The sequence below is a fragment of the Yersinia sp. LJYL362 genome, assembly GCF_048323875.1.
Genome location: NZ_JBLWEX010000264.1, coordinates 1 through 24,498 on the forward strand (window position 1 = coordinate 1; position 24,498 = coordinate 24,498).

Consider the following 24,498-nt stretch of genomic DNA (forward strand, 5'->3'; position numbering starts at 1 on the left):
AGGCTGGATGAGTGGCATGTCAGCGACCGAATGAGCCGGTAAGCCGACACCGAGCGGCAAGTACTCCATATCCGCGCTGGCGTATTCCAGACTCACCGCATCATAGTGATAGAGCGTTACCCATCCCGCCTGACTGGCGAGTTGACGGTCATCCAAGATGGCCGGTTGCACCGTAAAGTCATATTTCATTAGATCGCCCTCAAGATATAGCAAAACGCAATATTGCGTGGTCGGGTTTCGGCGGCGGTGCGCACCACGCGGGAGGCGTCAAAATCAAAGCTGCCGCAATGGGTGATGTCGGTATGGTGCGGGGTGTTGTCGTTACCGACAGACTCAGCTTTCGCAAAAGCGCCGCTGAAGTTGCTCTCTGCTGCGCTGCCGAGGCTTTCCGATACGCCACGGATGCCACCGGTGATATTTTGCAGTGCGTCGGTTTGAGCGCTTAACAGGGTGCGACCCGTATCAATGCCGCGCCCGTCATCAAATCCGCGAATAAACTCGCCACGCAAATCGGGTAATTTTTTGTCTGGATATAAGGTTGCCAGCGCGGGGTAGTGGTGGGCATAGAATGATGCGCCGTTACATTTTAAATATCCCGCCGGTGGCGTGGTACCTGGGTAGGGCAGTGGAATGCCGATGGGCGTTAGTGTATCGCTGCGGCTGGTGACAATATCTATCCATTCCCGCCATTGGCCATAAGAGCGCAGGCGATAAGCTATTTTGGCGGCGGTGTGGGTATTATTGGTGGAGAAAATGAATTGGTGGGCGGTTAACGGGTCATTCCCAATATGCTGAAGGGTCGCATCACCAAAGCCCTCGGGCTTATTGGCAGCGTATTGATTGACACAGTACATGCCGGTTTTGGTCAGCGCATTGATCCCCGCCGAGGCAATAATGCAGTTGCCACCCCAGCCAAAGGCCCCGACCGCCATAAGTTCATCTTGCGCATTACCGACATTTCGCGTCGCAGCAGAGCCGAGTTGCAGGTTAGCCCGCGCCGCCTTTATATTGCTAACATCAAATAAATTTTTGCTGGCGAGAAGATATTGCGGATGAGGATTGAGGGTGCGAATATGGTTGCTCATCATTGTCATCGCTGTACTGACCGCTTTTCTGACCGCTTTCGGCGTGGCCGCTTCGGTCTCATTTTCGCTATCGATGGCGTTACTTAATCGCGTAAAACCTTTGGCGTATAAGCTGGCATCGGGATGGTTGCATGATTTTTCATGAGCAATCATCAACTCATCGATATAGGTTTTGACCTCAATAGCTTTATCATCAGCATAGTTTCGCGCGGTCAGTACCGCTGATGGGATAATTTTCAGCATCACTGACGCCGTGCTGCTGACCATGAATATCATACGAATCAGTTGGGTACGGCCACTTCCTTCCTGCATTTTCGGCTTATAGCTTTCCGGGCAATTGGCGATGGCAATTAACTCTCCGGCTTTATTCAGCAAGCCAATCTCCCGAATCCACCACCCGCCCTCGGTCTCAGGGATAATCTGTTCAGCGATGATTTGATTGGAATTTACTGCATCAATACTTAATGAATTCAATGCGGCGCGGCGCTGTTCATTCACCAACTGAGTTTGTGCCGGATCGGGAGTCGGCAGGGTGCCGCCGCCATCCCCAACCACCATGTGAGTTATCTCTAAGCGGGCACCGAGTGCAGTGGCGCTTGCCAGTCTGGCCGTGCCGATATGGGTTAATAAGGCAAAGTATTTATTCGTCATATTGAGTCCATTCATAGGGGTAAATGGTCATTTCGTCGCTGTCATAACTGGCGGCACTGATGGGGATTGCCCCGTTAACAGCCAAATTAATCGACAGGCCATTCAGATGGCGACTGCACGGCTTGGCGTCGTCTATTAACCGCTCCAGTTCGGGATACATTTCCTCGGTAATACCGGTGTCGAGCACACCCACATCAAGGCGAAAGGTGCCGGGTGTCTCGTTGGTTTTCCACCACTCAATCACCTTAATCAGATAGCCGAGCGGCTCCACCACACGCCGAATCGCGCCGATGGTGCCTTTGTGTTTATGGACGTACTGCGAGGACTTCACCACCGTGCGTTTAGTGGCTTCCGGCCATTTATCATCCCAACGATCCACCGACCATGCCCACGCCAGATAGGGCAACAGCGGCAATGGGCAGGTGTCGGCATTCCAGAGTTGGCGAATGGGTACCGGGGTGTTTTCCAGTTCGGCACAGGCGCGCGCGGCGGCCACTTCCAGCACCGACGAACCCACAGGGAGTAAGCGGTCAGTCATCCGTACCCCCGACAGTGATAGTGCTGCCGGTGCACCATGCGGCCTGGGTTTTATCCAGCACCACGTCAGCCAACGGGGCATTAATCACCGCCCGCTGGACGCCCTCAACATGCAGCGCGGCATACAGTGCCGACAGGCGAATGTCGCGACCAAGGCGGCGCTGTGTGGTGACAAAGGCAGTTAATTTTTTCTCCGCCGCCACCCGCACCGGCTCAGCCTCCGGCCCCGGATGCAGATAGAGCACTGCGTCAATCTCATAATCTTCTATACGAGCAGATTGTACCGTCACCCGGTCAGCCACTGGCCGCGTGTTCTCATCATTTAGCGCGGCTTCCACCACCGCCAACAGCTCGCTTGATGCTGCGCCATTACCCTCGCGCGATAGCACCGTGACCGTGACACAGGCGGGGGTCGGGCTAATTGCTGAGGCATCGGCCACCCGACCGTCGGCACTTTTTGCATGATATTCATATGCACCGGTTGGCCCCGCCACGCTCAAGCCCTCAAAGGCTTGCGGGATACGCACCCGAAAATCACTGTCAGACTCCATCACCGCCTCAATCGGCGGAATGGCGGTGGGGTCTGCTGGGGTGATCACCAACCGCGCAACGTTGTTATTTGCGCCGAGCTGGTCTAAATCACTGCCGACGGCATAGGCCACCATCACCGCGCGCGCCGCATCGTTAACGCGCTGGCGCAATATCACCTCGCGGTAAGCATTTTCTTGCAACAGCTTGACCAGCGGCTCAGATTCTAGCGATAGGGTGCGGGCCACAGCGGCGCGCTGTTCTTCTGGATACAGGGAAATCAGCGTGGCTTTGCGCTCGGCCAGCAGGGTTTCATAATCCAGTTCTTCCACCACAAACGGTGGCGGTAACAGGCTCAGGTCAATGGTTGCCATAGATTCAGCTCACAGGAATGGTTAATGAAAGCGGAGCCGCGCTATCGCTGCGGGTGCCAGTGATATCAACCACCATTTTTCCGTCAAAGGTGGTTTCAAAAGTGATGCCGGTCAGCTTAACCCTTGGCTCCCAACGCAGAATGGCACTGTAACTGGCGGCCATAATTTGCAGGCGCAGGGCCGGATTTTGCGGCTGGTCAATCAACTCCGATAACAGCGAACCATAAGCGCGGCGCATCACCCGCGAACCCATCGGCGTAATCAGAATGTCAGCAATTGATTGGCTGATATGGTCAGCGTCGGTAATGGTCTGCCCGGTATTGCGGCTCATGCCGAGATATTGGGTTGTGCTCATGCTGCCCTCAAAATTCGCGCGAGTATTTCAAGTCAGTTTGCTGCTAATGGGCGCGGATAACATCTCAGGAGGGATCTGTGGGGGATGGGACGACAAAACGATAAGGTCATCTAAGTAGATTACTTTTGTTTCGCGTGATAGAGTTATTTCTATGGTTCTCATGGATGAGTATTATGTTTTCAGCAAATATTATAAAAGTGGCACTAAAAGAGTTATCTAAACTTCCTGCGGGTCTCAAAGCTGAAATGGTTGAGGCCATAGAGGAATTAGAACAAGTAGGCACAGATTTGAAAGAGCCGAAAGTCAGGGATGTAGGTAACGGATTAAAGGAATTAAGAGTCAGTGCTCAGGAGGGAATAGCGAGAGGCTTTTTCTTTTTCACAGTCGGAAAGCAATTTTACGTTGTTCATGTTTTGCATAAGAAAAGTCAAAAAACACCCAAACTATCCCTTGAATTAGCTAATCAACGAATGAAAGATATTAAACGGAGACTGAAAGATGTCTGATAATGACCTCGATATCATCCCATTTTCTGAAGCTAAGGCACTGCTTTTAGAAGATAAGGCAACTCTGGAAGCCTATAACGAAATTCAGATCCGCAAGGCACTGATGACACAGCTAAAAGATGCGCGTAAAGCATTACATCTTACTCAGCAAGATGTCGCCCAAAAAATTGGAACACAGAAACAAAATATTAGCCGCATGGAAAATGGTAAGAGCGTACCTAATTTGGCGACCTTAAGCCGTTATGCGGCAGCTTTGGGAGGTACCTTTATTTTCCACATACCAAATCGGTAAAGCTCATGGTTGGTTCTTTCTCGTCTTTATGCTGTTGACGTGGGGAGCCAACTAATTAAGCCTGACTTATTATTTTATCCCCTCCGTATAATCCCCACCGCGCTTAACACCGCCGTGGTTATGCTTATCAACCACCACGCCATTTGATATGAACGAACCGCCTGTGTGCTCAATATTGCCCTTCATTACGCCGCCTTTTTGTACCTCCAGTGTTGCCGCAGTCAGCTTGTTAGTACAAACCACCTCGGGTGTATCAAGGGTGATTTTTTGGCTGGCGGTAACGGTGACGGATGGCGAAGTTATGACGACGGAAACAGATGCCGCCACCTCGGCGGTTTTAATGCCGGTAACCATCAGTGCACCGGTCTCAGGTTCATACTCAATAACTGCGCCATCAGGAAAAGCGACGTGATAAGCATCGGGCGAACTGGATGGCGGCGGGAAGTCATCACAATAAATACCAGGCAGCACAAAAGCAGTATCTAACTCACCGCCGACGGCCAGTAGCACCACCTGCTCACCTAATGACGGTGCCCACCAGTCACGCGAACAGCCAGCGCGACACGTTAGCCAGTTAAGCCAATCGGTTTGGATCTCACCGGTTTGGACACGACATAAGGCTCCTTCTGCATCGACGTCAATCACGACACCAGTGCGAATAAGGTTGCGCAGCAGGCGCTGGATTTCAGAAAGTTGGGATTGTGTGCTCATGGAAGGAAGGATGCCGCCGAGGAGGATTTAGCGACAATGTTAAGACGTGAGGTGAAGAATCACACAACAATGTTATTTGTAAGATAGAAAATAAATTAGAAATGTATTAATTTACATAAACAAATTGATCATTTTCATTACAGACTCATTGGTACCACAATGGAAAAGGATGCTTTATGGATTATGCTACAATTTTCTTATCACTTGCCTCTGCTTTTGTCGGTACTTTTTTTGGTACTTATTGGATTAAGAAAACAACTGATAAAAAGATGAAAAGTGTGCGAGATATAGCTATATCTTGCTTAGGTATAATGAAAGAGTATTGTAAGAAAGAAAACACCTACCAAGCATTTCAAAATGAGTTTAATAACAAATATAGCATTGCAAACAAACGAGCATTTCTTGTCGTTTTTCATAAAATAGGTATTCCTGTCGAATTCGCAACAGAGAAATCATTTGATATAAAAAATGTCTCATTTTTACCAGAAAAAATTGATACGAAAGAAATCGCCGATATGATCTCTCAGATTCGCAGTGGACAATGCGACCATTTATTTTTTCTAGACCCTGATACTTATTTCAATGAAAATGGTGCAGCAAGAAAAAAAAGAGCAATAGCTATCAAGTTTATAGATAAAGCTATGACCGACTCAGTTGGTAAAGATGAAGGTGTGCAGTTTGTTCAACGGTTCCCTGAGGATTGGACAAGTTATTTTTCACCTGGAGAAATTAATGTTATCAGTGTTTTTAGAAAGAAATTGTGCAACCCTTATTATTATATGCAAGATGGAAAAGCCAAAAATAAAGAGCTGGACAAATTACGTGAAGAAGTAAAAATAGGAATTTGGGATCATTATTTCTCATGGGATATTGGTGCATTTGAAAACATGTCTTCGCAAAGAATATCTAGTGATAAAAGTGCTCAACTGTTTGATGCAATGCTACAACAAATGGCTAATCAACAAAACAAAAACCCTTAACTTAATTACATGATAAAATATCGGCATGATATAAAATACTCATGCCAGTTTAATATTAAATCAACTTAAATAATACATTATTTATAATGCATTCATCCGGTAAACAAATCCCAATTAATTATCTTTTATCGTATTTCATTATTGAGCTATATTTCTCCACCCTATCCCTCAATTCCTCCTGATGTACCCGCGCCATTCGCCGCACTCGCCAGACAAATGCCACGATTTCTACATCCTCGTGCTTTTAGTGGTCACATAGCGGTTAGTGCTCAACTTGATGAATAACGGATCTTTCTTGCCTATGATAGGTTGAGATTTTCTTGCGATATAGGGCATACCATCAAGCGCCTGCTGAATTTTGATTCGGCACAGCTAACTGATGCACGGCAGAGCTGATCTGCTTGAGCAGCAGGCGCTGGATTTCAGAAAGTTGGGATTGTGTGCTCATGGAAGGAAGGATGCTTCTGTTTAAGACATACTTCCATCAATGAAAGTTGGTGGGTTGTTGCCACAACAAAGTACAGATTTAGAGATAATGTCCTCATTCTATTAAGAGGAATCGCTCATTAACAGATATTCAAACGTATAAAGAAACGCCAAAGTAAATAGAATGCCAACAATACACTTAATATATTTAAAGGTTTATTTTTGAATTTAAAACTCTTCAAATAAATAAAACAAGGAATAAGAGCCAGTATAGCCAGTGTAACGGTAAAATCCCTGATATCATCGACAACTAAGGCTCTATGGGCGATACAGGCATTCTTTATTTCCACGCCATCAATGAACGATTCTTCCTTAAAAGAGGAAAGAAGGTATATTGCAATAAAACAAAGCGCGTAATATCCATACATGATTATGCTTTTCATTATTCAATACCCAAAATTTTATATATAGTTGATTTCTTTTCAATAATTCTCCGTCCGTATGAGCTGTATTCTCGAACACTACTGCCCACCGGAGCTGCAATAGATTTTACGAAATCATCTTTATGCCTTTCGATACCACGATTGTATCTGGAACCCGCCAGGATAATTTGCTCATCGGTTAAGTTACTGGTATTTATAATTTTTGGATTATCAAATAGGATTAATGACTTAAGATGCTTAGCAACAATTTTTATATTAAAAGAATCGGAAAGCAGACAATCGGCTAGTTTGTGTTGTTGTAACATTGTTAATGTTGATGGGTCTAATCCAATGGTTTCAGCCACTACTCTGATTTGCATAGCAATCAACCCGACAGAGGTGCTATTTGATGAAGTATTATCTTGCTTTATTGTATCAATTATAAATTGCCGAAATTGTAAAACCCCAGCAGATTTAAGTCTGTCTGGCATTCCGCCAACTTCAGATACAGCGACACCAGCTAATAACAAAACAGGAATATTCTCTTCTTTGGCAACATTGATTATAAGATTTTTATGATACATTAAATAAGATGCTTTGTAGGCCCACAAATAATATTCACCTGTGACAAAATGCATGTTTTTTGGCAGTAGTTTATATCTCAGGAGATCAGTTCCGGTAAATTTTGGAAAACCTAAGCTATCAACTTTGCAAAACTCATTTCGAACCATAGCATAATCCTTTGTTGTACAATCCCAAGTCCCTTGGGTGATATTATAAATGTACACCCCAAAATACTAGAGTCTGCGAGGATTTTATCTATATATTTTCATCATTTAAGATTAATGCTCAATAAAAAATAAGATTCCTTGAGAGATTTCTTAATTAAGATAACATTAATTGTGGATCATGCAGGTAAAACCGTTGACCTAATTAATATTTATGTTTTGAATCATGATGTCTTCAGTATTTCAATTTGACTCACTCCCAATAAGAGCAGCTCCTTATACCACACTTCATAACGATGTGCCGACACCCTATCCCACAATCCTCCCTGATGCACCCGCGCCATTCGCTGCACTTACCCGACAAATGCCACGGTCACTACCTCCTATGTGCCTTTGGCAGTCATATAGCAGTTAATGCGTAGCTTGACGCACATAGCCCTTTTTACCCGGCCTTTCTTGCCTCGGATCAATTGAACCTTGAGGACGATATAAAGAGTGCCATTCGGTACCTATTGCCATTTAATTCGCCTTTTCAGGTTAGTCAGTGAAGCCAACCGGTTTGGACACGACATAAGGCTCCATCGGTATCGACGTCAATCACGACAACAGTGCGGATAAGGTTGCGCAGCAGGCACAGGATTTTAGAAAGTTCGGATTGTGTGCTCACGGGGAAAGGATGCCGCCGTGGGGATTCAGCAGCAATTGAGTTAGGTTGCTTGAGCGTTCATATAACAACACATGGTTATAAGCGTTTAGTAAATTAAGTTTAAAAAGAATTAACAATCAGATTGATGACACTGTCATCAATAGCTCAAAATAGTGGAAAATTTTGATTTATGATAATTTATAAAAGTCAGTTTTATTATATATATAAAGCTATTATATTTAGCATCGCAGTACACGTAACCTCTCATAAAATTAATCTGCCTCAAGGGTAAAAAAATGAATAATAAAATAACGTTACTATTTATCGCCTCTCTATTGGCGGGATGTGGTGACGATGATGCGATTGAATGCTCATCAACAGTGAGTACTCAAGCGTTAACTGATGTACTGAAAAAATCAGCGATGCAACAAATTTCTCAAGAAACGGCCTCAGTAGAAAACGCTACAAATGCAATAAGACGTTCTGCGCTAGAAAAAATTGTTTTTGATGTTTCCAATATCACAACTACCAGTAAAGACCCCAACAGTTCTCTTCGAACCTGCGCGGCTACAGTAAGTATAAAGATATCACCAGAAGAATATAATGCATTAAGTGAGTTTTCTCGCGAAAACTATAAATACAATCTAGATAAAGTAATGGAACGTCTGAATTTAGAACAAAATGCGAATGTTTTCTCTACCCAAGTTAACTATACAGTCCAACCGACTGATGATAAAAAGACTGTATTTGTTAAGGTAGCAGTAAATAATGGCGCATCTGCTGGTGCAGCTTATATTTCGACATTATCTATTTTAAAACCTATAGAAGAACAAAATAAAATAGAACAAGAAAAACGACAGCAGCAACAAGCTCAACAGCAGGCTCAACAGCAGGCTCAACAGCAGGCTCAACAGCAGGCTCAACAGCAGGCTCAACAGCAGGCTCAACAGCAAATTGAATCTCCGGCGCTGAAGCCAACGCAAGAGAAAAGTCAGCAACAATCTCAAGTTATGACAGTGAACGAGGCTAGAGATAAATTCATGTCGGCAGACCAACAGCTTGGCGATGCATGGCATGCGTTAGATAAAGAAAAACAAAAGACACTACTTAATGAACAAAGACAATGGATCAAAAATAAAGAAGCAATCTGCGGGAAGATATCAGCAAAAGGCACTGATTTAGAAATAACAAAAATGTTTGAGTGTCAATATGATATGACTAAAAAAAGAATAAGCGAATTACAATCTAAATAATTGTAATTATAATTAAAGAATCAAAACTGATATGCCTAGTTAGTATTCCACTAGGTTTATCAGTTAACGATGATATATTACATAATGACTTTACAAATCCTCACTAACATTAATCATGTCACCATTAAGGATATGATTAAGCTGATAGTACTGGATCATCTAACATTGGGTTTTCATGTTCATAGGAACATAACACATGCTTGAATTGCCTGTTGAATTATACAAATTATCACTCTTTGTATTTGTCGTGATTTTTTTAATAATCAGGACTGGAGGGCTTTCGTTTCTATTCAGACTAATTACCAGACTATTTAATTTATCTTATACCAACACCCAAATGAAGAAAACTGAAAATATTGCATATGATTTACAGCTTTTCAAAGTAATGGATGGTGTTAACGCCAAAGATATTCACGATGCTCAGTTGATCAAAAAAGAAATGGCCAATGGTAATATAAATAGAAAGGGAATGTTATTTACATCGCAGTTCGGATATGTTGGTGATAGTAAAAAACCATGGTATTTCTTTCCATTATACTCATTACTTACACTTATTTTTTTTGCTGCTTCAGCATACTCTTATTATGAAACATCTTTTTTCAAAGTGGGGTATTATCGTGTAAGCTACATGGATTATGATGAGTTTGTATCATTAGACCATATAACAGATGAAGATGATTATATCTTTACTAACAAAGACTGGTGCGAGAAGTTTTCAACTCTCGAACATGATATTTCGACTAGAAGCATTAGTTGTTCTCACTTGTTAGACTCGAAGGATGGAAACAGATCGAAGTTATCTAAACAAATAGAAAAAAGTGACATGATATATAGAATTTTCTTTTGGGGCAGCATCTTTTATTTTTTAATTTTCCTTTACCTATCAATTGGACTATTTAACTTCCATCAAGTCAACAAATATATATTGAAGCTAAAAAAAGAACGATTATAAACAGATATCCACAAGCCTGATAACCTTGTGGATATTTCACATAATAAAGTAGTTGATAATAGTCAGCTCTATTTCTTTAATATCATTATTGCTGACACCTATTAAAGCACGTCGTTCATATCGCACTTCTCGGCCCAACCTCCCCGCCCTATCCCTCCTCCCTTCCTGATGCACCCGCGCCATTCTTTGTACCTGCCCGACAAATGCCACGGTTGCTGCCTCTTGTGTGCCTTTGGCCGTCATATAGCGGTTGGTGCGTAGCTTGACGAACATAGCCCGTTTCACCCGGCCTTTTTTGCCTCGGATCGGTTGGGCTTTGCGGGCAGCGTAAAGCGTACCATCAGGGGCTTGTTGGCGTTTGATACGTTGCTGCTGGCTGATACGCAGTTGTTTGGCGATGTTGGCGGCAAGTCGGCGGCGGTTGGTCGGAGACAGTTTCTCAATTAACCCCGCGAGACGTTGCTCAAAATGGGTTAATTCACTCATCCCACTGACTCATTAATTCACCGTTGATATAGAGATCCGTTGGCCGCTCTGCGGGTATTGGGGTCAGCGGTTCATCCAGATGGTTAATATGCAGCGCTTGATCAATTTGCGTCACCACCACCCGCTCGGTCAGTCGGAGACTAAAACTAATATCAATACTGTCGTTATTATTCAGATCGGCAAAATAGCTAAAACCCTGCTGCTTGCCCTCGTCGGTGGTCATTATGTCCGGCTGATTCTCTCGCAACCACGCATTCATCGGCACGATAAGTAAATCCAGCTCACCACACCAGTCGGTCACAATCAGGTTAAGGGTGTACTGATGTTCAAACGATAAAGAAGCGGCCAGCGTAGTGGCAATGGTGCCATTATCAATAAATATGCACAGCATATCTGGGTTATTACGCAGCACAGGTGCGGCCTGCTCTAACGCACTACGCAGGCTTTTCGGCTTTAACATGGTGCGACTCCTGGCACTGTTTCATGGTTTCAATCTGTAGCGCACAACTCACCAGTGCGCGCTCTAACTGACGATTATCTTCGCTGAGATCGCCATTAGTTTTGGGCTGGCTGGCCGGTATGCGGCAACTCACCACTCTCGGACAGCCAGCGCAGGTAATCGGTGGGATTATCGAATCCGGGGCGCGCGTGCAAGCGGGCAATGTCATCAGGCAACAGAGACTGATACCAGCGGCGCAGAGTTTCATTTTCATTGAGTAACCTTGTCATCCGTTGGTTGCGGCGCTGGCTAAGTTGCTGTGCGGCGACGAGCTGTTGACGCAATGCAAGCTGTGCTAACTCATTGCGTCGGGTACTTTCACTGAGTGCACTGAGCTGGTCTCTGGCGCGGCTGAGGTCTTTTTCCTGCAAGGTGATCAGCAGGTTAGCGCTGCCAAGACCACGCGATAAATCCCGATTCTCACGACTCATCCACCACAACCCGATAACTGCCAGTAGCAGCAATATCATCAGTGTTTTCATTGAGTTCCCTTGAGGCAATGCGCCAGCTCGGCGGCACGGCGATTGTTCACGCCCCGATGCCATACGCCGTTAACGTATGACCAGCGCGGCAATTGCTGACAAGCTGCACGCCACTGTTGGTGTTTGATAAGAGTCGCCAGCGTTGAACGGCAAGCGGCGGCGGTGCCAACGTTAAAGGCAAAGCTGACCACCGCGTCATACACCGGTTGCGGCATCGCCACAGGCATACACACTGCCAGCCGCTTTTCGACCCACAGCACATCAGCCAGCAGATAAGCGGCGGCCTGAGGTTCAGAGATACGGTGGCCCAGCTTAACGCCAGCAGTGTGGCCAATACCTGTTGTCCACGCACCCGCGCTGCATGGGTAAGCCTCTAAGCGGCAGCCTTCCAGATTGGCGATTAGCGCCAGCCCCTCAGGCGAGGTTTTCAACTGCTGATAATGGGGCAGCAAAACCACCAGCGCCAATACCACGGCGATGCTGCAACGCTTAGCGATCGAGTTCATCAAAACCCGTCCTGCCGAGGGTAACCCGTTCCAACAGGCGGTAACTTTTGCGGCGGTAGTACCAGTTGACAAAGAAGGTGCCGACCGCCACAGCAGCACCGATCAACACCGCGATATCCTGCGGCGTCAGCGCGCCAATACCTGCCAAAATAGCGGCTGACAAATAAGCCAGTGCCGAGCTGATCCGTTCCATATTCAGTCCCATAGATTGACGCTCTCCCGTTGCGGTGCGGTGTTAATCGCTGGCAGCTCAATACCCGTGCCGTGTGGCAAAATGACCCCTAGCTCGGCTAACCCCGGATTGGCGGCGAGTACCCCCTCGACCGCGCCCGCTGTACGGCCATAATGGCGAAAACAGAGGGCATCGAGTGTGTCCCCCTGCGCGGTAATAATGCGCATCATATTTGCCCAATAATGGCACGCGGGCAGCCTTGCAAGCGGCTAATCGCCCAACGGGCATCGCGCCACAAGGTATCGGCGGTGTGCTCGGCTGCATCGGCTTTCTTGTCACCTTTAGCGCTGGCATCGTAGCCGCGATAGCGCTCATACAGGCTGGCACTGGCAAAGGCCGACACCGCGCGCTGGTAGTGGAAACACTTTTCGCTTTCTCCATCAATTTTCTCGGCGGGAACCTCAGCCAGACAGGTGAAACCGGCGGCGATATGGTGCGCACGAAACTGATGTAATTCGGCGTTAGACTCCGCCATCCCCATGCGGATAGCTTCGCGCATGCGCTCGGGAGTCACGCTATGCTCCAACCGCATCAATTGACGGATACGCAGCGGATCAATATCCGGCCAAAACCAGGTGTTTTTAATCACCGCTTCGCGCGGTTCAGGCGCAGGGATGATGATTGTCGTCATGACAAATCCTTGTAATGGGTGGGCGGTGGACGCAGAGAGCAAGCCAGATCAAACCGGTTTTATCTGCGTGCCGCCCGGCGCGGGGCGCGTTCTGTTAATGGCGAGTTCGGTTAACAAATGGTGTTGGGTACCGCCTTTTTCCGCGAACGAACCGCCGGTTTAGCCGGTGTTCGCCTGCGTTGTGTGGTCTTCGCCGTAGTTTGCCGTTTCGGGGGCGAGGCAGCGGCAGCGTTAAGCGCACGCTCCAACCGCTCAATATCCTTTTTCACTCCGACCAGCCGGTCGAGTTGCATAGCGCGCTTAAGATGCGCCAGCGCTTGCACCGATTGACCCGCATCACGCAGCACCCATCCGGTGATTTTATGCAGCCTTCCGCGCACCTTGTCTGGCATATCAGCGGTGTCAGTCAGTGCCATCGTTTCAAGTAACAGCGATGGCTCAACAGACTCACCGGCACTGCGCAAACGATCAGCAGCAATAGCCACCTCTTCCGCCAGAAAATAGGCCGCTGGTCGGTTGTGTTTGCTCGGCATGGCAAGGCGGTGCTGTAAGGCATAACGCGCGATAGCCAGCCCACCAGCAATATCATCGGCGTCAAGCTTCCACACCATCACCGTCATCAGCACTGCATCCTGTGCGCCGCGCCCTTCGGCCAGTACACCGGCGACCCACGGCGCGTACTCTGGCAACATGCCGCGCTTTAGCACCGCTTTGCGCTCGACCGATCGCACACCTTTCAAAATGCGCATATCGCCGGATAACCTCATCAGCATCAGTTCATAGCCGCTGGCATGGCGTAACGCGGTGTTGCCACGCTGTGCCGCCTGCTCTGCGGATACCCGCATCATGTGACGCTGTGCAGGGCTGGACATAGGTCACGCCTCCGCTTTCTGATCTGTATTTTCATCCGTAACCGCTGCTTCTGGCTGCTTGAAAGTACCCACTTGAATATTCTCAATCAGGCAGGCGCAGCCGTAGTCCTCAACCACAAAGTCAATTTTCAGTGACTCATAGTTTTCCACTCGATCGCGCCTGGCGTTTTCTTCAATGTGACGGCGATGGGCGCTGTCCATGATGTAGATCGACAGGTTATCCAGACGGGTGATCAGCATGGCATCGGCGGGAAAATACGGCACCCGTATCGCCGGTAAGTTACCGATGCGTTTTTGGCTGATAATCACATCGGCGGCCAGAACTTCGGTACTGGCCTGCTCCTGATTGACCAGCGGGAAATATTTATCCGCCAGCAGTTGGCGGCCACAGACCACCACCAGATCAGGGTCTTCCTGATGCCACGGCTCGATCATGCTGTTGGTGGCATCCATCACCACCGCATCAAGGTTGGCATAATCGCCATGTTTGCCGATGCGGATAATCTCAGAGACCGTGCCATCCTCGCGGGTGTAGCTGTCCATCACCCGCTTAGGGGCTTCATTGCGCAGCTTTTGTAGCCAGCCGACTACCACGTCCTGCAACATCGGATTTTTACTGCGGTCAGATTTGGCCGCGCGCGCAATGCCGTTAAATCCAACCATGATGTAATCCAGCGCCTGACGTTTGGCGATGGCATTGCGTAAGCGAATTTGAAAGTCTTGATAACGCGCCCACAGGTCGAGGGTGTTGTAGCGCATATGGAAATCAAAGTTGACCTGTTCACACTGGTATTTACGTGACTCCAGTGCGGCAAAATCAGCGGTCTCGCGCTCGCCGCCATTGTCGGTGTCGGCGGTGCTGGCGATAGAGCCAGTGACACCCAGACCAATTTTTTCGCCGGTCTGCTCATCCACAGGCACCATATTGATGCGAGTCAGAAAGTCAGAACTCTCCTGCACCGTGGTGATGAGTGTTTGCGTCACCGACGGTTCAACATTGAATTTTTTATCAATATCGCCGACGTCGATACTGTTCAGCCGCGCGATTTGGCTCAGGAAAGCATTAAATTTAAAACGGGTGTTCGGGCGCATCGTTTCTCTCCATCAAATAGGGTCGGGCGGGTGCGCCACGGTTAGCAGTTAGTCAGATGTATCTCTTCACCATTGCCACCATTGGCCTGAGGTCGTCGCTGCTGACTAAAACTTTCGCTGTTACCGAGCTGGCCTCTCAAAATGGAGAACGCTTGTTGATCGGCACTGACCTGCTCAGTCAGGGATTGGAGCTTTTGTTCCAGCGCGGCAAAACGTTGCCCGGTGCTTTCACCGTTGCTCTGTAGCTGTTCGGACACAGCGGTCACCGCCTCATGCACATCGTGAAAACGCGCATCGTCGCTGGCCTGCTTGCGGCTGAAGATGTTTTTGACCTTATCGGTCAGGCTGTTGAGCAAGGTGTCGGGAGCGTCTTCGAATTCCAGTTCTGCCAATGTGGCGACAGAAAACAGGTCATCAGGGTGGTCTTTCTTACCGGCGAACGGGTTCACTTTCGCCTTGGCGCTGAACGCCAGCACTTCGGTACCGAGGCTGGCCGGATCATCAGTGACCGCCAGCCCCACCAGATAAGCTTTGCCGGTGTTGGCGAAGTTGCGGCGAATCTCCATCGAGGTGTAAATCTTTTGGCTGGCGGCCACCATATCGGCAAGCGGCTCCGTGGGGGTCAGTTTGGCAAATAACGCCAGCTTGCCATTGAGGATAGAGTTGTCCGCGATTTTCTCGGCTTTTAGCTCAGCCACATCGCCCAGGCGTTTAAAATCACCGTCAGGATACAACCCCTTGATGTGTTCCAGATTAATACGAGCACCATAAACACGCGGGTCGAAGCTGTCGGCCATTTGTTGAATATCATTACCGTCAATGTCTCTACCATCGCAGGTATCCCCCTCAACGCCGATGCGAAACCATTTCGATACTTTTTTTGCCATTGTTCAGGTGTCCTGAGTGGTGTGGGTCTGAAGTTAGTTTCCTTATCCTGCCGACACATCGCCATCTATCACCGTCTGGTAACCGACCACACAACCGCCACCTAAGGCGCGCCCCGCCTGGCTTGCGTAGCGTTGACCTCGTTAACATTGCGCGAGGCAACCATGACTATTTCAACCGATATTTCACTACTGCATGACCCGCGACGACAGGCCGCATTGCTGTACTGGCAGGGCTTTTCCTCACGTCAGATAGCGGAAACGCTGAACCTGAAAAGACCCACGGTGGACAGTTGGAAGCGACGCGACAATTGGGATGCCATCCACCCTATTTCTCGCGTCGAAGCCAGTATTGAGGCTCGGCTGATTCAGTTGATTTCCAAGGCTAAAAAAGAGGGCAGCGATTACAAAGAGATAGACCTGTTAGGCCGTCAAATTGAGCGACTGGCGCGGGTCAATCGCTACAGCCAAACCGGTAATGAGGCCGATCTCAATCCGAATGTACGCAACCGCAACAAGGGCGAGCGCAAGGCTCCGAAAAAGAACACTTTCAGCGAGGCAGCGATTGCCGAACTGAAAGCGATTTTCTGCCAGCAATCTTTTACCTATCAAAAGCACTGGTATCAGATGGGCTTACAGCACCGCATCCGCGATATTCTCAAATCGCGCCAGATTGGGGCGACGTTTTTCTTTTCGCGCGAAGCACTGCTCAAAGCGCTGGAAAGCGGCTGTAATCAAATATTCCTTTCCGCCAGTAAGACTCAAGCCTATGTATTCCGTGAATACATCATCAACTTTGCCCGAGAAGTGGGCGTTGAGCTGAGCGGCGATCCCATCGTGCTCGGCAACAATGGCGCAAAATTGATTTTCCTTGGCACTAACTCCAACACCGCGCAGAGCCACAATGGCGATCTGTACGTGGACGAGTATTTCTGGATACCGAATTTCCAAAAGCTGCGCAAAGTGGCTTCCGGTATGGCGTCGCAAAAACATCTGCGTACCACTTATTTCTCGACGCCCTCCAGCCTCGCTCACGGCGCGTATCCGTTCTGGTCCGGTGAGCTGTTCAACAAAGGCCGTCAGGATAAAAGCGAATGTATTGAGCTGGATGTCAGCCACCGAGCGCTGGCGGGGGGTACCGTGTGCGGTGACGGCCAGTGGCGACAGATTGTTACCATTGAGGATGCACTGGCGGGCGGCTGTGATCGCTTTGATATCGATCAGCTAAGACGTGAGAACAGCGCCGCTGATTTCCGCAATCTGTTCTTGTGTGAGTTTGTTGATGATAAAGCCTCGGTATTTCCGTTCGAGGAGCTGCAAGCCTGCATGGTCGATTCGTTGGTGGAATGGGAAGACTTTGCGCCATTCGCCGAGCGGCCATTCAACTATCGTCCGGTGTGGATGGGTTATGATCCCTCACACACCGGCGACAGTGCGGGCTGTGTGGTGATGGCTCCGCCGTGGGTGCCAGGTGGCAAGTTTCGCATTCTGGAGCGCCACCAGTGGAAAGGTATGGACTTTGCCGATCAAGCGGAATCCATCAAGAAACTGACCGAAAAATATAACGTGGAATATATCGGGATTGATGCCACCGGCATCGGGCAAGGGGTGTATCAGTTGGTGCGCAACTTCTTCCCCGCCGCGCGAGAAATTCGCTATAGCGCCGAAGTCAAAACCAACATGGTGCTGAAAGCGAAAGACCTGATCACCACCGGGCGGCTGGAGTACGACATCAGCTATACCGACATTACGCTGTCGTTTATGGCTATCCGCAAAACCATGACCGCCAGTGGTCGCAGCGCCACCTACGAGGCCAGCCGCAGCGAGGAGGTCAGTCACGCTGATCTCGCTTGGGCAGCGATGCACGCCATGATTAACGAGCCACTCACCGCCGGAAACGGTAATGTCACCCCGTCGATTCTGGAATTTAACTGATGAGCAAACGCAAAGGCCGACGCGCCAAGGCAATAGCAAAAAAGCCCGATCAGGCGATGCACGCTTTTACCTTCGGTGAACCCTCAGCGGTACTGGATCGCCGTGATATTCTCGACTACGCCGAGTGCATCAGTAACGGCAAATGGTTAGAGCCACCGGTGAGCTTTGCCGGACTGGCAAAAAGCCTACGCGCTGCTGTGCATCACAGCTCGCCGATATATGTGAAGCGCAATATTCTTGCCAGCACCTTTATCCCGCATCCGTTATTGAGTCAGCAGGTATTTAGCCGCTATGTGCTGGATTATTTAGTCTTTGGTAATGCTTTCTTAGAAAAGCGATTTAACCAGTTAGGAGAAGTATTACGGCTGGAGTGCTCACCGGCGAAATATACCCGACGGGGCATCGAAGAAGAGGTTTATTGGTTTGTGCAGTCGTTCAAAGAGCCGCACCGTTTTGCACCGCGTTCGGTATTCCATTTGATTGAACCGGATATTAATCAAGAGCTGTACGGCCTACCGGAATATATGAGTTCGCTGAACTCAGCCTGGCTTAATGAAGCTGCCACGCTATTTCGCCGCAAGTATTATCAGAACGGCGCGCACGCCGGTTACATCATGTATGTCACCGATGCAGCACAAAGTAACACCGATGTGGAAGCACTGCGCGAAGCGATGCGCAGCTCGAAAGGATTGGGGAATTTTAAAAATCTGTTTTTCTACGCCCCCAATGGTAAGCCGGACGGGATCAAGATTGTGCCGCTGAGTGAAGTGGCGACAAAAGACGATTTCTTCAATATCAAGAATGCCACCCGCGACGACCTGCTCAGTGCACACCGCGTGCCACCCCAGATGATGGGCGTACTTCCGCATAATACCGGCGGATTCGGTGATGTGGTCAAAGCCGCACAGGTGTTTGTGCGTAACGAACTGACGCCACTACAGGAGCGAATCAAAGAGGTTAACGATTGGCTAGGCCAAGAGGTGGTGCGCTTTAAGCCTTACGAACTACCGAAGAACAAGTAACCCATCTAGCCAAACTATCGCCGCCAGATAAAGTCCCCCAACATATGGGTTCACTTCAGCTCGGCGGCTTTTTTGCGCCTGTGATACGCGCCACTGGGATGGCAACAGACCACTGGCAACCGCAGGCTACTGAGACAAAAGATGCATCAACACTTATCAACACGCCTGCATCAGCACCACGGCCTGCTCAGGCGCTCTGCACCTACCTAAAACACCTCGCGCGCGCAATGCTATCCCCGCCACGCCTGCCCGCTTTATGAGAGGATTATCATTCGACAGAATATTCTTGGTAAAGCCATACGTAGCCTGATACGGTTAAACCAAATTCATACATAAAATTTCATTCGTATTGATGCAAGGTAATGCATTGTTTAAAATAACCTATTAAGACTAAGGCATTTTTTGAATAAACTACAACTCTGATACATTTGCAGGTGATGTACGGCCAAAAAGGGTAAAGAAATGAATATCAATGAACTACATTTAGCATTGGATGCAACAACTGATGTCAAAGAGAGAGCAGTTTTACTATCCAGAATAGATGAAAATAGATCTCTAGCTGAGGAGCAAATTAGAAATGAGCAAAAAGATGTAGACTTCGAAACTAAAGAATACACAATTGAATTAATAACCCAAAAATATAAAAATGGAATGGAAGATGACGAAAATGAACTTTTCGTCCCTGATTATCAGCGTGATTTTGTTTGGGATAAAAAAAGACAGTCTCGATTGATTGAATCATTAATTTTAGGATTTCCAATTCCATACATATTTACAGCAGATGTATATTCCGAAGAACCTGACCAAGATGGAAGAATAGAAATTGTCGATGGCTCTCAGCGGATAAGAACTTTACATTCTTTCTTAGAAAATGAGCTTACTCTACAAGACCTTAAAACTTTACATGGTTTAAATGGATTTAAATTTAGTGATTTAGCTTTATCTAGGCAACGACGTTTTTTAAGAATTCCAGTAAGAGTGATTGAATTAAGCTCGAAATGCGACGAAGAAACTCGCCGCGATTTATTTGAAAGAATTAACTCTGGAAGTGACATATTAAAAGATATGGAAGTTAGAAAGGGTTCAGAGCTTGGTTCTAAGCCTCTTTACACAGAGGTTATAAAAATTTGTGCCCAAAATGAAAAATTCAAAAACTTAGCGCCTCTTTCCCCTGCAAAAGAAAAGAGAGATGAGAGACTAGAATTTACTCTAAGATTCTTCGCATATTTAGATAATTATAAGAACTTTGATCACTCCGTTCGTGAGTTCTTGAATGAGTATATGGAAGAAAAAGGAAATATAAATACCGAGCAACAGGAAGCTATGAAGCAAGAATTTAATAAAGTTCTCGACTTTGTTGAAAATCACTTCCCGCATGGTTTTAAAAAGACACCAAAAGCTAAGTCTACACCTAGAGTCCGCTTTGAATCACTGGCTGTAGGCGTAGCTCTAGCTCTAAGAGCAGATCCGCAGCTTACACCATTAAATATGGACTGGCTATCGTCTGATGAATTCAAAGTTCTGACGACATCCGACGGAGCTAACAGTAAACCGAAAGTTATCGAGAGAATAGAATATGTAATGAATAATTTGATTGGTGGGTAAAATGCAGAGTTTTAGAGAAGACTTTGATAATAGAACAGGAGAAATTCTTGAGTATCTAGACTTGCTAAAATTCATTGAAAATTCTGGCAAAGAGATAATTTCTTCTGATAGCTCAGAAAAAAGACATGTAATTACTGCTGACGTTAGAAAAACTCTAAAAGGGACAGTTTATATTCTCCTTTATAACCTTATTGAGTCAACTATGCGTGAGGCTATTAGTTTTATTCATGATACTATCTACAGCAAGAAAATTGGTTTTGATGACCTTTCATGCTCACTAAAAAAGGAAATATTAAAAAGATTAAAAAGTGATTTTATTGGAATCGATAATGTAATACAAAAAACCACAAATGGACTAAACTCTGATATTTCATATGCAACATTTAATAAGAGAAAATTATTCTCTGGAAATATTGACAAAGATGAAATAGAAATAAAATCAAAAATATATGGTTTTTCAACAAGCTGTGATTATAAGCATACAAAACATGGAGAAAAATTAACCACGGTTAAACGGCATAGGAATGATCTCGCTCATGGAAATGTTTCTTTCTCTGAAATCGGAAAAAATACAACATATACAGATCTTGAAACAACCTGTTTAGAAGTGATTGCATATTTAGATGCCATTACTGCAAACATAGAAAGCTATGTTAAAAACGAATCTTACTTAGAACCAATAAAATAAAAACCAACACTAAAAAGATGCACCACTATATTTCGGTGCATCTTTTTACTATCTATAGTTATTAATATGTTCTTTTATAGATAAACCAATAACTTCAGCAAGTCTTACAGGAACAGCATTACCAATCATTTTCCCAATATTTTTCATATTTACTTTATCACCATTGTGAAAAACATAATTAATTGGAAATGTTTGTAATAATGCAGCTTCTCTCAGAGAAATGGCTCTATTTTGCTCTGGATGACCAAATCTTCCATTACCAAATCCATAGCATAATGTAGTAATTGTTGGACTAGGTTTATCCCATGACATGCGACCATAAACACTTGCGTAGCCTTTACCGGTCTCCTTCTTATGACAAGCGGCTAATAACTCTTCAGGCCAATCTCGCCAAGTCCCTCCTTCTTTAGAAGCAATTATTCTTTTTTTATTAATAGTTGATAACTTGCTGGCCCGATGTAATGGATCGTTAGCACAAGTCTCACCGTCACTTATTGGAAGCAAGTTTCCTATAGCATCTCTAACAGTTGCACTGATAGTGTCATCCTTGTTTATTAATTTTATTTTCCCAAATTTTGATGCCAAGAGGACATGTCGGGTACGATTTTGAGGAATTCCATAATCAATACAATTGACCGTTGATGCCCAAACAAAATATCCCTGCTCAATTAAAGCGTCATGAAAGTCATCATATACTTTATGCTTCGTGACATCAGGAACATTTTCCATTGTAACAATATCAGGAGAGACGTCTTTTATAAGCCTTTCAAATTGATATAATAATGGCCATTTCTTATCATTCTCTTTGTCTTTACCTTGGGTATATTTTGAAAATGGCTGACAAGGAGCACATCCGGCCAAGATTTTTACCCTAGCTCCATCAAAAAGCTCATTAATGTCTTCTTTCGTGACAGAAGATATATCTTTTTCAATGAAAATTGAGTCATTATTGCTTTCATAAGCAACTCGACATTCACTTTCCAAATCAATGCCAGCGACAACATTTAACCCTGCTAATTTAAAACCATGGGTCAATCCACCTGCACCACAAAAAAGATCAACCACCTTGACTGCCATCATTATCTCCCAAAAACTAACTTCGCCGAGTATAACTCGTCTCATAAAAAATCTCGAGCGTTTTAGCTGCTATTACCTCAACGAAGCTCAGGCCACTTATATTTATTTCAAGTGAGGAAATGTCATATTGTCGAATTTAATCTTCCCCTGCCCAGTTTACTACACCCTATCCTTTTCACGCTGGGTAAGCAGCTCAGATGGAGCACGATCGCGCACCTTACTCAGATCATAGCTTTGCTACTACCTTTGAACACTCGATTTCTGCACCTTCGCCACTCCCCTCAACACCGCCACCACATCTCCCCCACCCCCCCCCATTCTCAATCAATTTCACCACCGCTGCGGCATACTCAGCCGCTGTAACCGTCGTTTCTTCGTCATGACTGTACAACCCCTCCCCACAGTTATTGACAGAACTCCGAGGCGCACCGGAGGCGCTTTTTAACGTCAAAGAATCAACATCAACGGCCTTGCTCACGATGCGCCATTGGGTCTCGCGGGTTTTATGAACATGATCAGCCCCCAGATGCGGGGCGAAAATACCGACCACTTTCTGTACCTCCTCATCATACTCATTCAGCTCTGCGGCAACCTCACGCATCACTCGCACGGTCTGTACATCGCGCGGTACATTGGCTCCTCCTTGCGCAGCGATATAAGTGGCAAAATCACCGGCATCGGCGGCGGCGCGAACCGCCTCAACTCGCTGGTCAAAACTTTTGGCTAAACTGATACCGCGCAAACTTTGGCTGCGGCACTCGCGATAAGCACCTAAGGTTGGCACTCCAATCGGGCGAAATTGTGGAATACGCCAAATAGACGCCCACGCGGTCACCGCGGCGGCGGCGTCAGATAACGGCTTACCAGTTTCAAAATCAACTTCCCCCTCCAGCGCATAACCGTCGATATTCTTGGCAACATACTTGGCGATATATCCCGCCGCGCAGCCCTTATACATATGCTTGCACTGGAACCGATTCTCTTTGGCTCCGCGCTCGTCGCCATCTTCTTTCAGAGCGTATTGGCGCATAACGGCGATCACTGCACTGCGTTGTTTGGGATGACAAAATAACAACATATGCCAGTGCGGGGTTCCATCGTGGTGAGGCTCAACAACGCGCATCCCATAGACTTTCAGCTCGCGGTCTTTAAACGCAGTGCGTATCTTGCTCCAGATACCGCACAAATAACGCTGACCGTCCTTGGGTGAATACGCCTCGCCATCCCACTTATGGTTAAGCTGCACACGCCGGTTAGCCTTATTGCCAACCTGACGTGTAGGGTGATATTTCGACGGGGTGGTGAGGGTGATAAATAATCCACAATGATGCTGACTGGCGGCAAATCCCTCGATTCCGGCGATATTGCTCATTAGCTCCATGCGGCGAATTTTGGGATTAGAAATACTCGCCAATACTTTATCGATAAGGTCGAAACGCTCGCCCGTTTCGACATTCTCCAACTGTTGCGACTTCAGGTATTCCAAATTAGCTAAACGGCGGGAATGAACATCACGAATGGCGACCTTGCTGGCATATTCCGAACGCTGAAAGTTAACCTCACCGGCGGCAATCAGCAACGCTTCGCGCCACTGCATCCGCAGTGCTTTAAGCTTGCGTACCCACCACTCATCATTGACTAAACGCATAATGCCGCGTAGCGCGTGCTGCCTATCCAGCTCGCCCTTGCAATAACGCATCCAGTATTTAGGGGTAATATTCAATGAGCGCGCCGCCCCCGCCACCAGCCCATAAATTTTGGCCTGCGCTTTATCACTAAATAATGATTTTTTATCGCCGCCCTGCTCGCTGACATATTGGTCGCTGGCATTTTCATAAGCTGCATACAAGACCGCGGAAATGTTACCGGCCAACCTTTTGAGATCTTTATCGTGTAGCCCTGGCAAACGTGAATATTGGCTCGCCTCACTGATAAAAAGCCCATAGGCATAACCGCTTAATTTCATTTCATACTTAGCGATAACTTTGGTGATACGCGGCCAAATACGCGGCATAAAAACAGTTAATAAAAAACGGTGAGC

Annotated in this window: 29 protein-coding genes and 1 pseudogene; 9 read left to right on the forward strand and 21 right to left on the reverse strand. The window is 46.8% G+C overall.

The window, feature by feature from the left end; genetic code table 11:
• The 5 genes and pseudogenes from ACNSO8_RS16020 to ACNSO8_RS16040 form a co-directional block, all read right to left on the reverse strand.
• Nucleotides 1-189, reverse strand: a pseudogene (locus ACNSO8_RS16020) (phage tail protein); the annotation flags it as partial.
• Nucleotides 189-1,736 (reverse strand): phage tail protein, encoded by a 1,548-nt coding sequence (locus ACNSO8_RS16025; protein WP_418395202.1) that lies wholly within the window; start codon nt 1,734-1,736, stop codon nt 189-191. The gene ACNSO8_RS16025 and the pseudogene ACNSO8_RS16020, both read right to left, overlap by 1 nt.
• Nucleotides 1,726-2,274 carry a phage tail protein I gene (locus ACNSO8_RS16030; RefSeq protein ID WP_418395203.1) on the reverse strand — a complete coding sequence of 183 codons (549 nt, stop codon included), beginning with the start codon at nt 2,272-2,274 and terminating at the stop codon, nt 1,726-1,728. The genes ACNSO8_RS16025 and ACNSO8_RS16030 overlap by 11 nt, the downstream gene beginning before the upstream one ends.
• Nucleotides 2,267-3,175, reverse strand: coding sequence for a baseplate assembly protein (locus tag ACNSO8_RS16035; protein ID WP_418395204.1), 909 nt, complete (start codon nt 3,173-3,175; stop codon nt 2,267-2,269). The genes ACNSO8_RS16030 and ACNSO8_RS16035 overlap by 8 nt, the downstream gene beginning before the upstream one ends.
• 4 nt (nt 3,176-3,179) lie before the next feature.
• Complete coding sequence (locus ACNSO8_RS16040) at nt 3,180-3,530, reverse strand: GPW/gp25 family protein (protein WP_418395205.1); 351 nt, start codon at nt 3,528-3,530, stop codon at nt 3,180-3,182.
• 173 nt (nt 3,531-3,703) lie between these two features.
• Between ACNSO8_RS16040 and ACNSO8_RS16045 the strand changes: the two genes are divergently transcribed.
• Both ACNSO8_RS16045 and ACNSO8_RS16050 read left to right on the forward strand, forming a co-directional pair.
• A complete protein-coding gene (locus tag ACNSO8_RS16045) occupies nt 3,704-4,036 on the forward strand; it encodes a type II toxin-antitoxin system RelE/ParE family toxin (RefSeq protein ID WP_050165850.1) in 333 nt (110 codons plus the stop codon).
• Nucleotides 4,029-4,328 (forward strand): helix-turn-helix domain-containing protein, encoded by a 300-nt coding sequence (locus ACNSO8_RS16050; RefSeq protein WP_005190565.1) that lies wholly within the window; start codon nt 4,029-4,031, stop codon nt 4,326-4,328. The genes ACNSO8_RS16045 and ACNSO8_RS16050 overlap by 8 nt, the downstream gene beginning before the upstream one ends.
• Nucleotides 4,329-4,397: 69 nt before the next feature.
• Here the strand turns inward: ACNSO8_RS16050 and ACNSO8_RS16055 are convergent, their stop codons facing one another.
• Nucleotides 4,398-5,039 carry a phage baseplate assembly protein V gene (locus ACNSO8_RS16055; RefSeq protein WP_418395206.1) on the reverse strand — a complete coding sequence of 214 codons (642 nt, stop codon included), beginning with the start codon at nt 5,037-5,039 and terminating at the stop codon, nt 4,398-4,400.
• Between the two features lie 176 nt (nt 5,040-5,215).
• On the opposite strand from ACNSO8_RS16055, the gene ACNSO8_RS16060 reads away from it, so the two are divergent.
• Nucleotides 5,216-6,019, forward strand: a complete 804-nt coding sequence (locus ACNSO8_RS16060; RefSeq protein ID WP_418395207.1) for a hypothetical protein — start codon at nt 5,216-5,218, stop codon at nt 6,017-6,019.
• A 566-nt stretch (nt 6,020-6,585) separates the two neighbouring features.
• On the opposite strand, the gene ACNSO8_RS16065 is transcribed toward ACNSO8_RS16060, so the two are convergent.
• Together ACNSO8_RS16065 and ACNSO8_RS16070 are read right to left on the reverse strand one after the other, a co-directional pair.
• Nucleotides 6,586-6,888: a YjeO family protein gene (locus tag ACNSO8_RS16065; RefSeq protein ID WP_418395208.1), complete on the reverse strand. Its 303-nt coding sequence runs from the start codon at nt 6,886-6,888 to the stop codon at nt 6,586-6,588.
• Nucleotides 6,888-7,598: a hypothetical protein gene (locus ACNSO8_RS16070; protein ID WP_418395209.1), complete on the reverse strand. Its 711-nt coding sequence runs from the start codon at nt 7,596-7,598 to the stop codon at nt 6,888-6,890. Before ACNSO8_RS16070 ends, ACNSO8_RS16065 begins: the two co-directional genes overlap by 1 nt.
• A gap of 939 nt (nt 7,599-8,537) precedes the next feature.
• On the opposite strand from ACNSO8_RS16070, the gene ACNSO8_RS16075 reads away from it, so the two are divergent.
• Nucleotides 8,538-9,494 carry a lysozyme inhibitor LprI family protein gene (locus ACNSO8_RS16075; protein WP_418395210.1) on the forward strand — a complete coding sequence of 319 codons (957 nt, stop codon included), beginning with the start codon at nt 8,538-8,540 and terminating at the stop codon, nt 9,492-9,494.
• A 196-nt stretch (nt 9,495-9,690) separates the two neighbouring features.
• Nucleotides 9,691-10,446: a hypothetical protein gene (locus tag ACNSO8_RS16080; protein ID WP_418395211.1), complete on the forward strand. Its 756-nt coding sequence runs from the start codon at nt 9,691-9,693 to the stop codon at nt 10,444-10,446.
• Nucleotides 10,447-10,482: 36 nt separating this feature from the next.
• On the opposite strand, the gene ACNSO8_RS16085 is transcribed toward ACNSO8_RS16080, so the two are convergent.
• From ACNSO8_RS16085 to ACNSO8_RS16135, 11 genes are all read right to left on the reverse strand, one after another.
• Nucleotides 10,483-10,932 carry a phage virion morphogenesis protein gene (locus tag ACNSO8_RS16085; protein ID WP_418395212.1) on the reverse strand — a complete coding sequence of 150 codons (450 nt, stop codon included), beginning with the start codon at nt 10,930-10,932 and terminating at the stop codon, nt 10,483-10,485.
• Nucleotides 10,925-11,392, reverse strand: a complete 468-nt coding sequence (locus tag ACNSO8_RS16090; RefSeq protein WP_418395213.1) for a phage tail protein — start codon at nt 11,390-11,392, stop codon at nt 10,925-10,927. The genes ACNSO8_RS16085 and ACNSO8_RS16090 overlap by 8 nt, the downstream gene beginning before the upstream one ends.
• Nucleotides 11,367-11,600: an Rz1-like lysis system protein LysC gene (gene lysC, locus ACNSO8_RS16095; protein WP_418395214.1), complete on the reverse strand. Its 234-nt coding sequence runs from the start codon at nt 11,598-11,600 to the stop codon at nt 11,367-11,369. The genes ACNSO8_RS16090 and lysC overlap by 26 nt, the downstream gene beginning before the upstream one ends.
• Entirely contained in the window at nt 11,488-11,913 is a 426-nt protein-coding gene (gene lysB / locus ACNSO8_RS16100; RefSeq protein WP_418395215.1) for an Rz-like lysis system protein LysB, read from the reverse strand. The genes lysC and lysB overlap by 113 nt, the downstream gene beginning before the upstream one ends.
• Entirely contained in the window at nt 11,910-12,419 is a 510-nt protein-coding gene (locus tag ACNSO8_RS16105; protein ID WP_418395216.1) for a lysozyme, read from the reverse strand. Before ACNSO8_RS16105 ends, lysB begins: the two co-directional genes overlap by 4 nt.
• A complete protein-coding gene (locus ACNSO8_RS16110; protein ID WP_418395217.1) occupies nt 12,403-12,612 on the reverse strand; it encodes an HP1 family phage holin in 210 nt (69 codons plus the stop codon). The genes ACNSO8_RS16105 and ACNSO8_RS16110 overlap by 17 nt, the downstream gene beginning before the upstream one ends.
• Before the next feature lie 2 nt (nt 12,613-12,614).
• The gene (locus ACNSO8_RS16115; RefSeq protein WP_418395228.1) at nt 12,615-12,818 is read right to left on the reverse strand and encodes a tail protein X; all 204 of its coding nucleotides are present in this window, start codon (nt 12,816-12,818) and stop codon (nt 12,615-12,617) included.
• A complete protein-coding gene (locus tag ACNSO8_RS16120) occupies nt 12,818-13,282 on the reverse strand; it encodes a head completion/stabilization protein (protein ID WP_418395218.1) in 465 nt (154 codons plus the stop codon). Before ACNSO8_RS16120 ends, ACNSO8_RS16115 begins: the two co-directional genes overlap by 1 nt.
• 110 nt (nt 13,283-13,392) lie before the next feature.
• Nucleotides 13,393-14,154, reverse strand: coding sequence for a terminase endonuclease subunit (locus tag ACNSO8_RS16125; RefSeq protein ID WP_418395219.1), 762 nt, complete (start codon nt 14,152-14,154; stop codon nt 13,393-13,395).
• 3 nt (nt 14,155-14,157) lie between these two features.
• Nucleotides 14,158-15,246 (reverse strand): phage major capsid protein, P2 family, encoded by a 1,089-nt coding sequence (locus tag ACNSO8_RS16130; protein WP_418395220.1) that lies wholly within the window; start codon nt 15,244-15,246, stop codon nt 14,158-14,160.
• A gap of 41 nt (nt 15,247-15,287) precedes the next feature.
• Complete coding sequence (locus ACNSO8_RS16135; protein ID WP_418395221.1) at nt 15,288-16,133, reverse strand: GPO family capsid scaffolding protein; 846 nt, start codon at nt 16,131-16,133, stop codon at nt 15,288-15,290.
• Between the two features lie 162 nt (nt 16,134-16,295).
• Between ACNSO8_RS16135 and ACNSO8_RS16140 the strand changes: the two genes are divergently transcribed.
• From ACNSO8_RS16140 to ACNSO8_RS16155, 4 genes are all read left to right on the forward strand, one after another.
• Complete coding sequence (locus ACNSO8_RS16140; RefSeq protein ID WP_418395222.1) at nt 16,296-18,065, forward strand: terminase ATPase subunit family protein; 1,770 nt, start codon at nt 16,296-16,298, stop codon at nt 18,063-18,065.
• Nucleotides 18,065-19,087: a phage portal protein gene (locus tag ACNSO8_RS16145; protein WP_418395223.1), complete on the forward strand. Its 1,023-nt coding sequence runs from the start codon at nt 18,065-18,067 to the stop codon at nt 19,085-19,087. The genes ACNSO8_RS16140 and ACNSO8_RS16145 overlap by 1 nt, the downstream gene beginning before the upstream one ends.
• Nucleotides 19,088-19,549: 462 nt before the next feature.
• Nucleotides 19,550-20,692, forward strand: a complete 1,143-nt coding sequence (locus tag ACNSO8_RS16150; RefSeq protein ID WP_418395224.1) for a DUF262 domain-containing protein — start codon at nt 19,550-19,552, stop codon at nt 20,690-20,692.
• Between the two features lies 1 nt (nt 20,693).
• On the forward strand, nt 20,694-21,380 hold the full coding sequence (locus tag ACNSO8_RS16155) for an MAE_28990/MAE_18760 family HEPN-like nuclease (protein WP_418395225.1): 687 nt from the start codon (nt 20,694-20,696) through the stop codon (nt 21,378-21,380).
• A gap of 48 nt (nt 21,381-21,428) precedes the next feature.
• Here the strand turns inward: ACNSO8_RS16155 and ACNSO8_RS16160 are convergent, their stop codons facing one another.
• Together ACNSO8_RS16160 and ACNSO8_RS16165 are read right to left on the reverse strand one after the other, a co-directional pair.
• Nucleotides 21,429-22,457, reverse strand: coding sequence for a DNA cytosine methyltransferase (locus tag ACNSO8_RS16160; RefSeq protein WP_418395226.1), 1,029 nt, complete (start codon nt 22,455-22,457; stop codon nt 21,429-21,431).
• A gap of 226 nt (nt 22,458-22,683) precedes the next feature.
• A partial coding sequence (locus tag ACNSO8_RS16165) for a replication endonuclease (protein WP_418395227.1) occupies nt 22,684-24,498 on the reverse strand: 1,815 nt, incomplete at its 5' end.

Excerpts from the sequence above, each read along its gene's own strand:
- ACNSO8_RS16040 (WP_418395205.1), bottom strand. The coding sequence starts at position 3,530 with ATGAGCACAACCCAATATCTCGGCATGAGCCGCAATACCGGGCAGACC.
- ACNSO8_RS16075 (WP_418395210.1), top strand. The coding sequence starts at position 8,538 with ATGAATAATAAAATAACGTTACTATTTATCGCCTCTCTATTGGCGGGA.
- ACNSO8_RS16045 (WP_050165850.1), top strand. The coding sequence starts at position 3,704 with ATGTTTTCAGCAAATATTATAAAAGTGGCACTAAAAGAGTTATCTAAA.
- ACNSO8_RS16105 (WP_418395216.1), bottom strand. The coding sequence starts at position 12,419 with ATGAACTCGATCGCTAAGCGTTGCAGCATCGCCGTGGTATTGGCGCTG.
- ACNSO8_RS16085 (WP_418395212.1), bottom strand. The coding sequence starts at position 10,932 with ATGAGTGAATTAACCCATTTTGAGCAACGTCTCGCGGGGTTAATTGAG.
- ACNSO8_RS16035 (WP_418395204.1), bottom strand. The coding sequence starts at position 3,175 with ATGGCAACCATTGACCTGAGCCTGTTACCGCCACCGTTTGTGGTGGAA.
- ACNSO8_RS16080 (WP_418395211.1), top strand. The coding sequence starts at position 9,691 with ATGCTTGAATTGCCTGTTGAATTATACAAATTATCACTCTTTGTATTT.
- ACNSO8_RS16150 (WP_418395224.1), top strand. The coding sequence starts at position 19,550 with ATGAATATCAATGAACTACATTTAGCATTGGATGCAACAACTGATGTC.
- lysC (WP_418395214.1), bottom strand. The coding sequence starts at position 11,600 with ATGACATTGCCCGCTTGCACGCGCGCCCCGGATTCGATAATCCCACCG.
- ACNSO8_RS16110 (WP_418395217.1), bottom strand. The coding sequence starts at position 12,612 with ATGGAACGGATCAGCTCGGCACTGGCTTATTTGTCAGCCGCTATTTTG.
- ACNSO8_RS16055 (WP_418395206.1), bottom strand. The coding sequence starts at position 5,039 with ATGAGCACACAATCCCAACTTTCTGAAATCCAGCGCCTGCTGCGCAAC.
- ACNSO8_RS16130 (WP_418395220.1), bottom strand. The coding sequence starts at position 15,246 with ATGCGCCCGAACACCCGTTTTAAATTTAATGCTTTCCTGAGCCAAATC.
- ACNSO8_RS16070 (WP_418395209.1), bottom strand. The coding sequence starts at position 7,598 with ATGGTTCGAAATGAGTTTTGCAAAGTTGATAGCTTAGGTTTTCCAAAA.
- ACNSO8_RS16145 (WP_418395223.1), top strand. The coding sequence starts at position 18,065 with ATGAGCAAACGCAAAGGCCGACGCGCCAAGGCAATAGCAAAAAAGCCC.
- ACNSO8_RS16115 (WP_418395228.1), bottom strand. The coding sequence starts at position 12,818 with ATGCGCATTATTACCGCGCAGGGGGACACACTCGATGCCCTCTGTTTT.
- ACNSO8_RS16065 (WP_418395208.1), bottom strand. The coding sequence starts at position 6,888 with ATGAAAAGCATAATCATGTATGGATATTACGCGCTTTGTTTTATTGCA.
- ACNSO8_RS16125 (WP_418395219.1), bottom strand. The coding sequence starts at position 14,154 with ATGTCCAGCCCTGCACAGCGTCACATGATGCGGGTATCCGCAGAGCAG.
- ACNSO8_RS16090 (WP_418395213.1), bottom strand. The coding sequence starts at position 11,392 with ATGTTAAAGCCGAAAAGCCTGCGTAGTGCGTTAGAGCAGGCCGCACCT.
- ACNSO8_RS16120 (WP_418395218.1), bottom strand. The coding sequence starts at position 13,282 with ATGACGACAATCATCATCCCTGCGCCTGAACCGCGCGAAGCGGTGATT.
- ACNSO8_RS16050 (WP_005190565.1), top strand. The coding sequence starts at position 4,029 with ATGTCTGATAATGACCTCGATATCATCCCATTTTCTGAAGCTAAGGCA.
- ACNSO8_RS16135 (WP_418395221.1), bottom strand. The coding sequence starts at position 16,133 with ATGGCAAAAAAAGTATCGAAATGGTTTCGCATCGGCGTTGAGGGGGAT.
- lysB (WP_418395215.1), bottom strand. The coding sequence starts at position 11,913 with ATGAAAACACTGATGATATTGCTGCTACTGGCAGTTATCGGGTTGTGG.
- ACNSO8_RS16025 (WP_418395202.1), bottom strand. The coding sequence starts at position 1,736 with ATGACGAATAAATACTTTGCCTTATTAACCCATATCGGCACGGCCAGA.
- ACNSO8_RS16160 (WP_418395226.1), bottom strand. The coding sequence starts at position 22,457 with ATGGCAGTCAAGGTGGTTGATCTTTTTTGTGGTGCAGGTGGATTGACC.
- ACNSO8_RS16155 (WP_418395225.1), top strand. The coding sequence starts at position 20,694 with ATGCAGAGTTTTAGAGAAGACTTTGATAATAGAACAGGAGAAATTCTT.
- ACNSO8_RS16030 (WP_418395203.1), bottom strand. The coding sequence starts at position 2,274 with ATGACTGACCGCTTACTCCCTGTGGGTTCGTCGGTGCTGGAAGTGGCC.
- ACNSO8_RS16060 (WP_418395207.1), top strand. The coding sequence starts at position 5,216 with ATGGATTATGCTACAATTTTCTTATCACTTGCCTCTGCTTTTGTCGGT.
- ACNSO8_RS16140 (WP_418395222.1), top strand. The coding sequence starts at position 16,296 with ATGACTATTTCAACCGATATTTCACTACTGCATGACCCGCGACGACAG.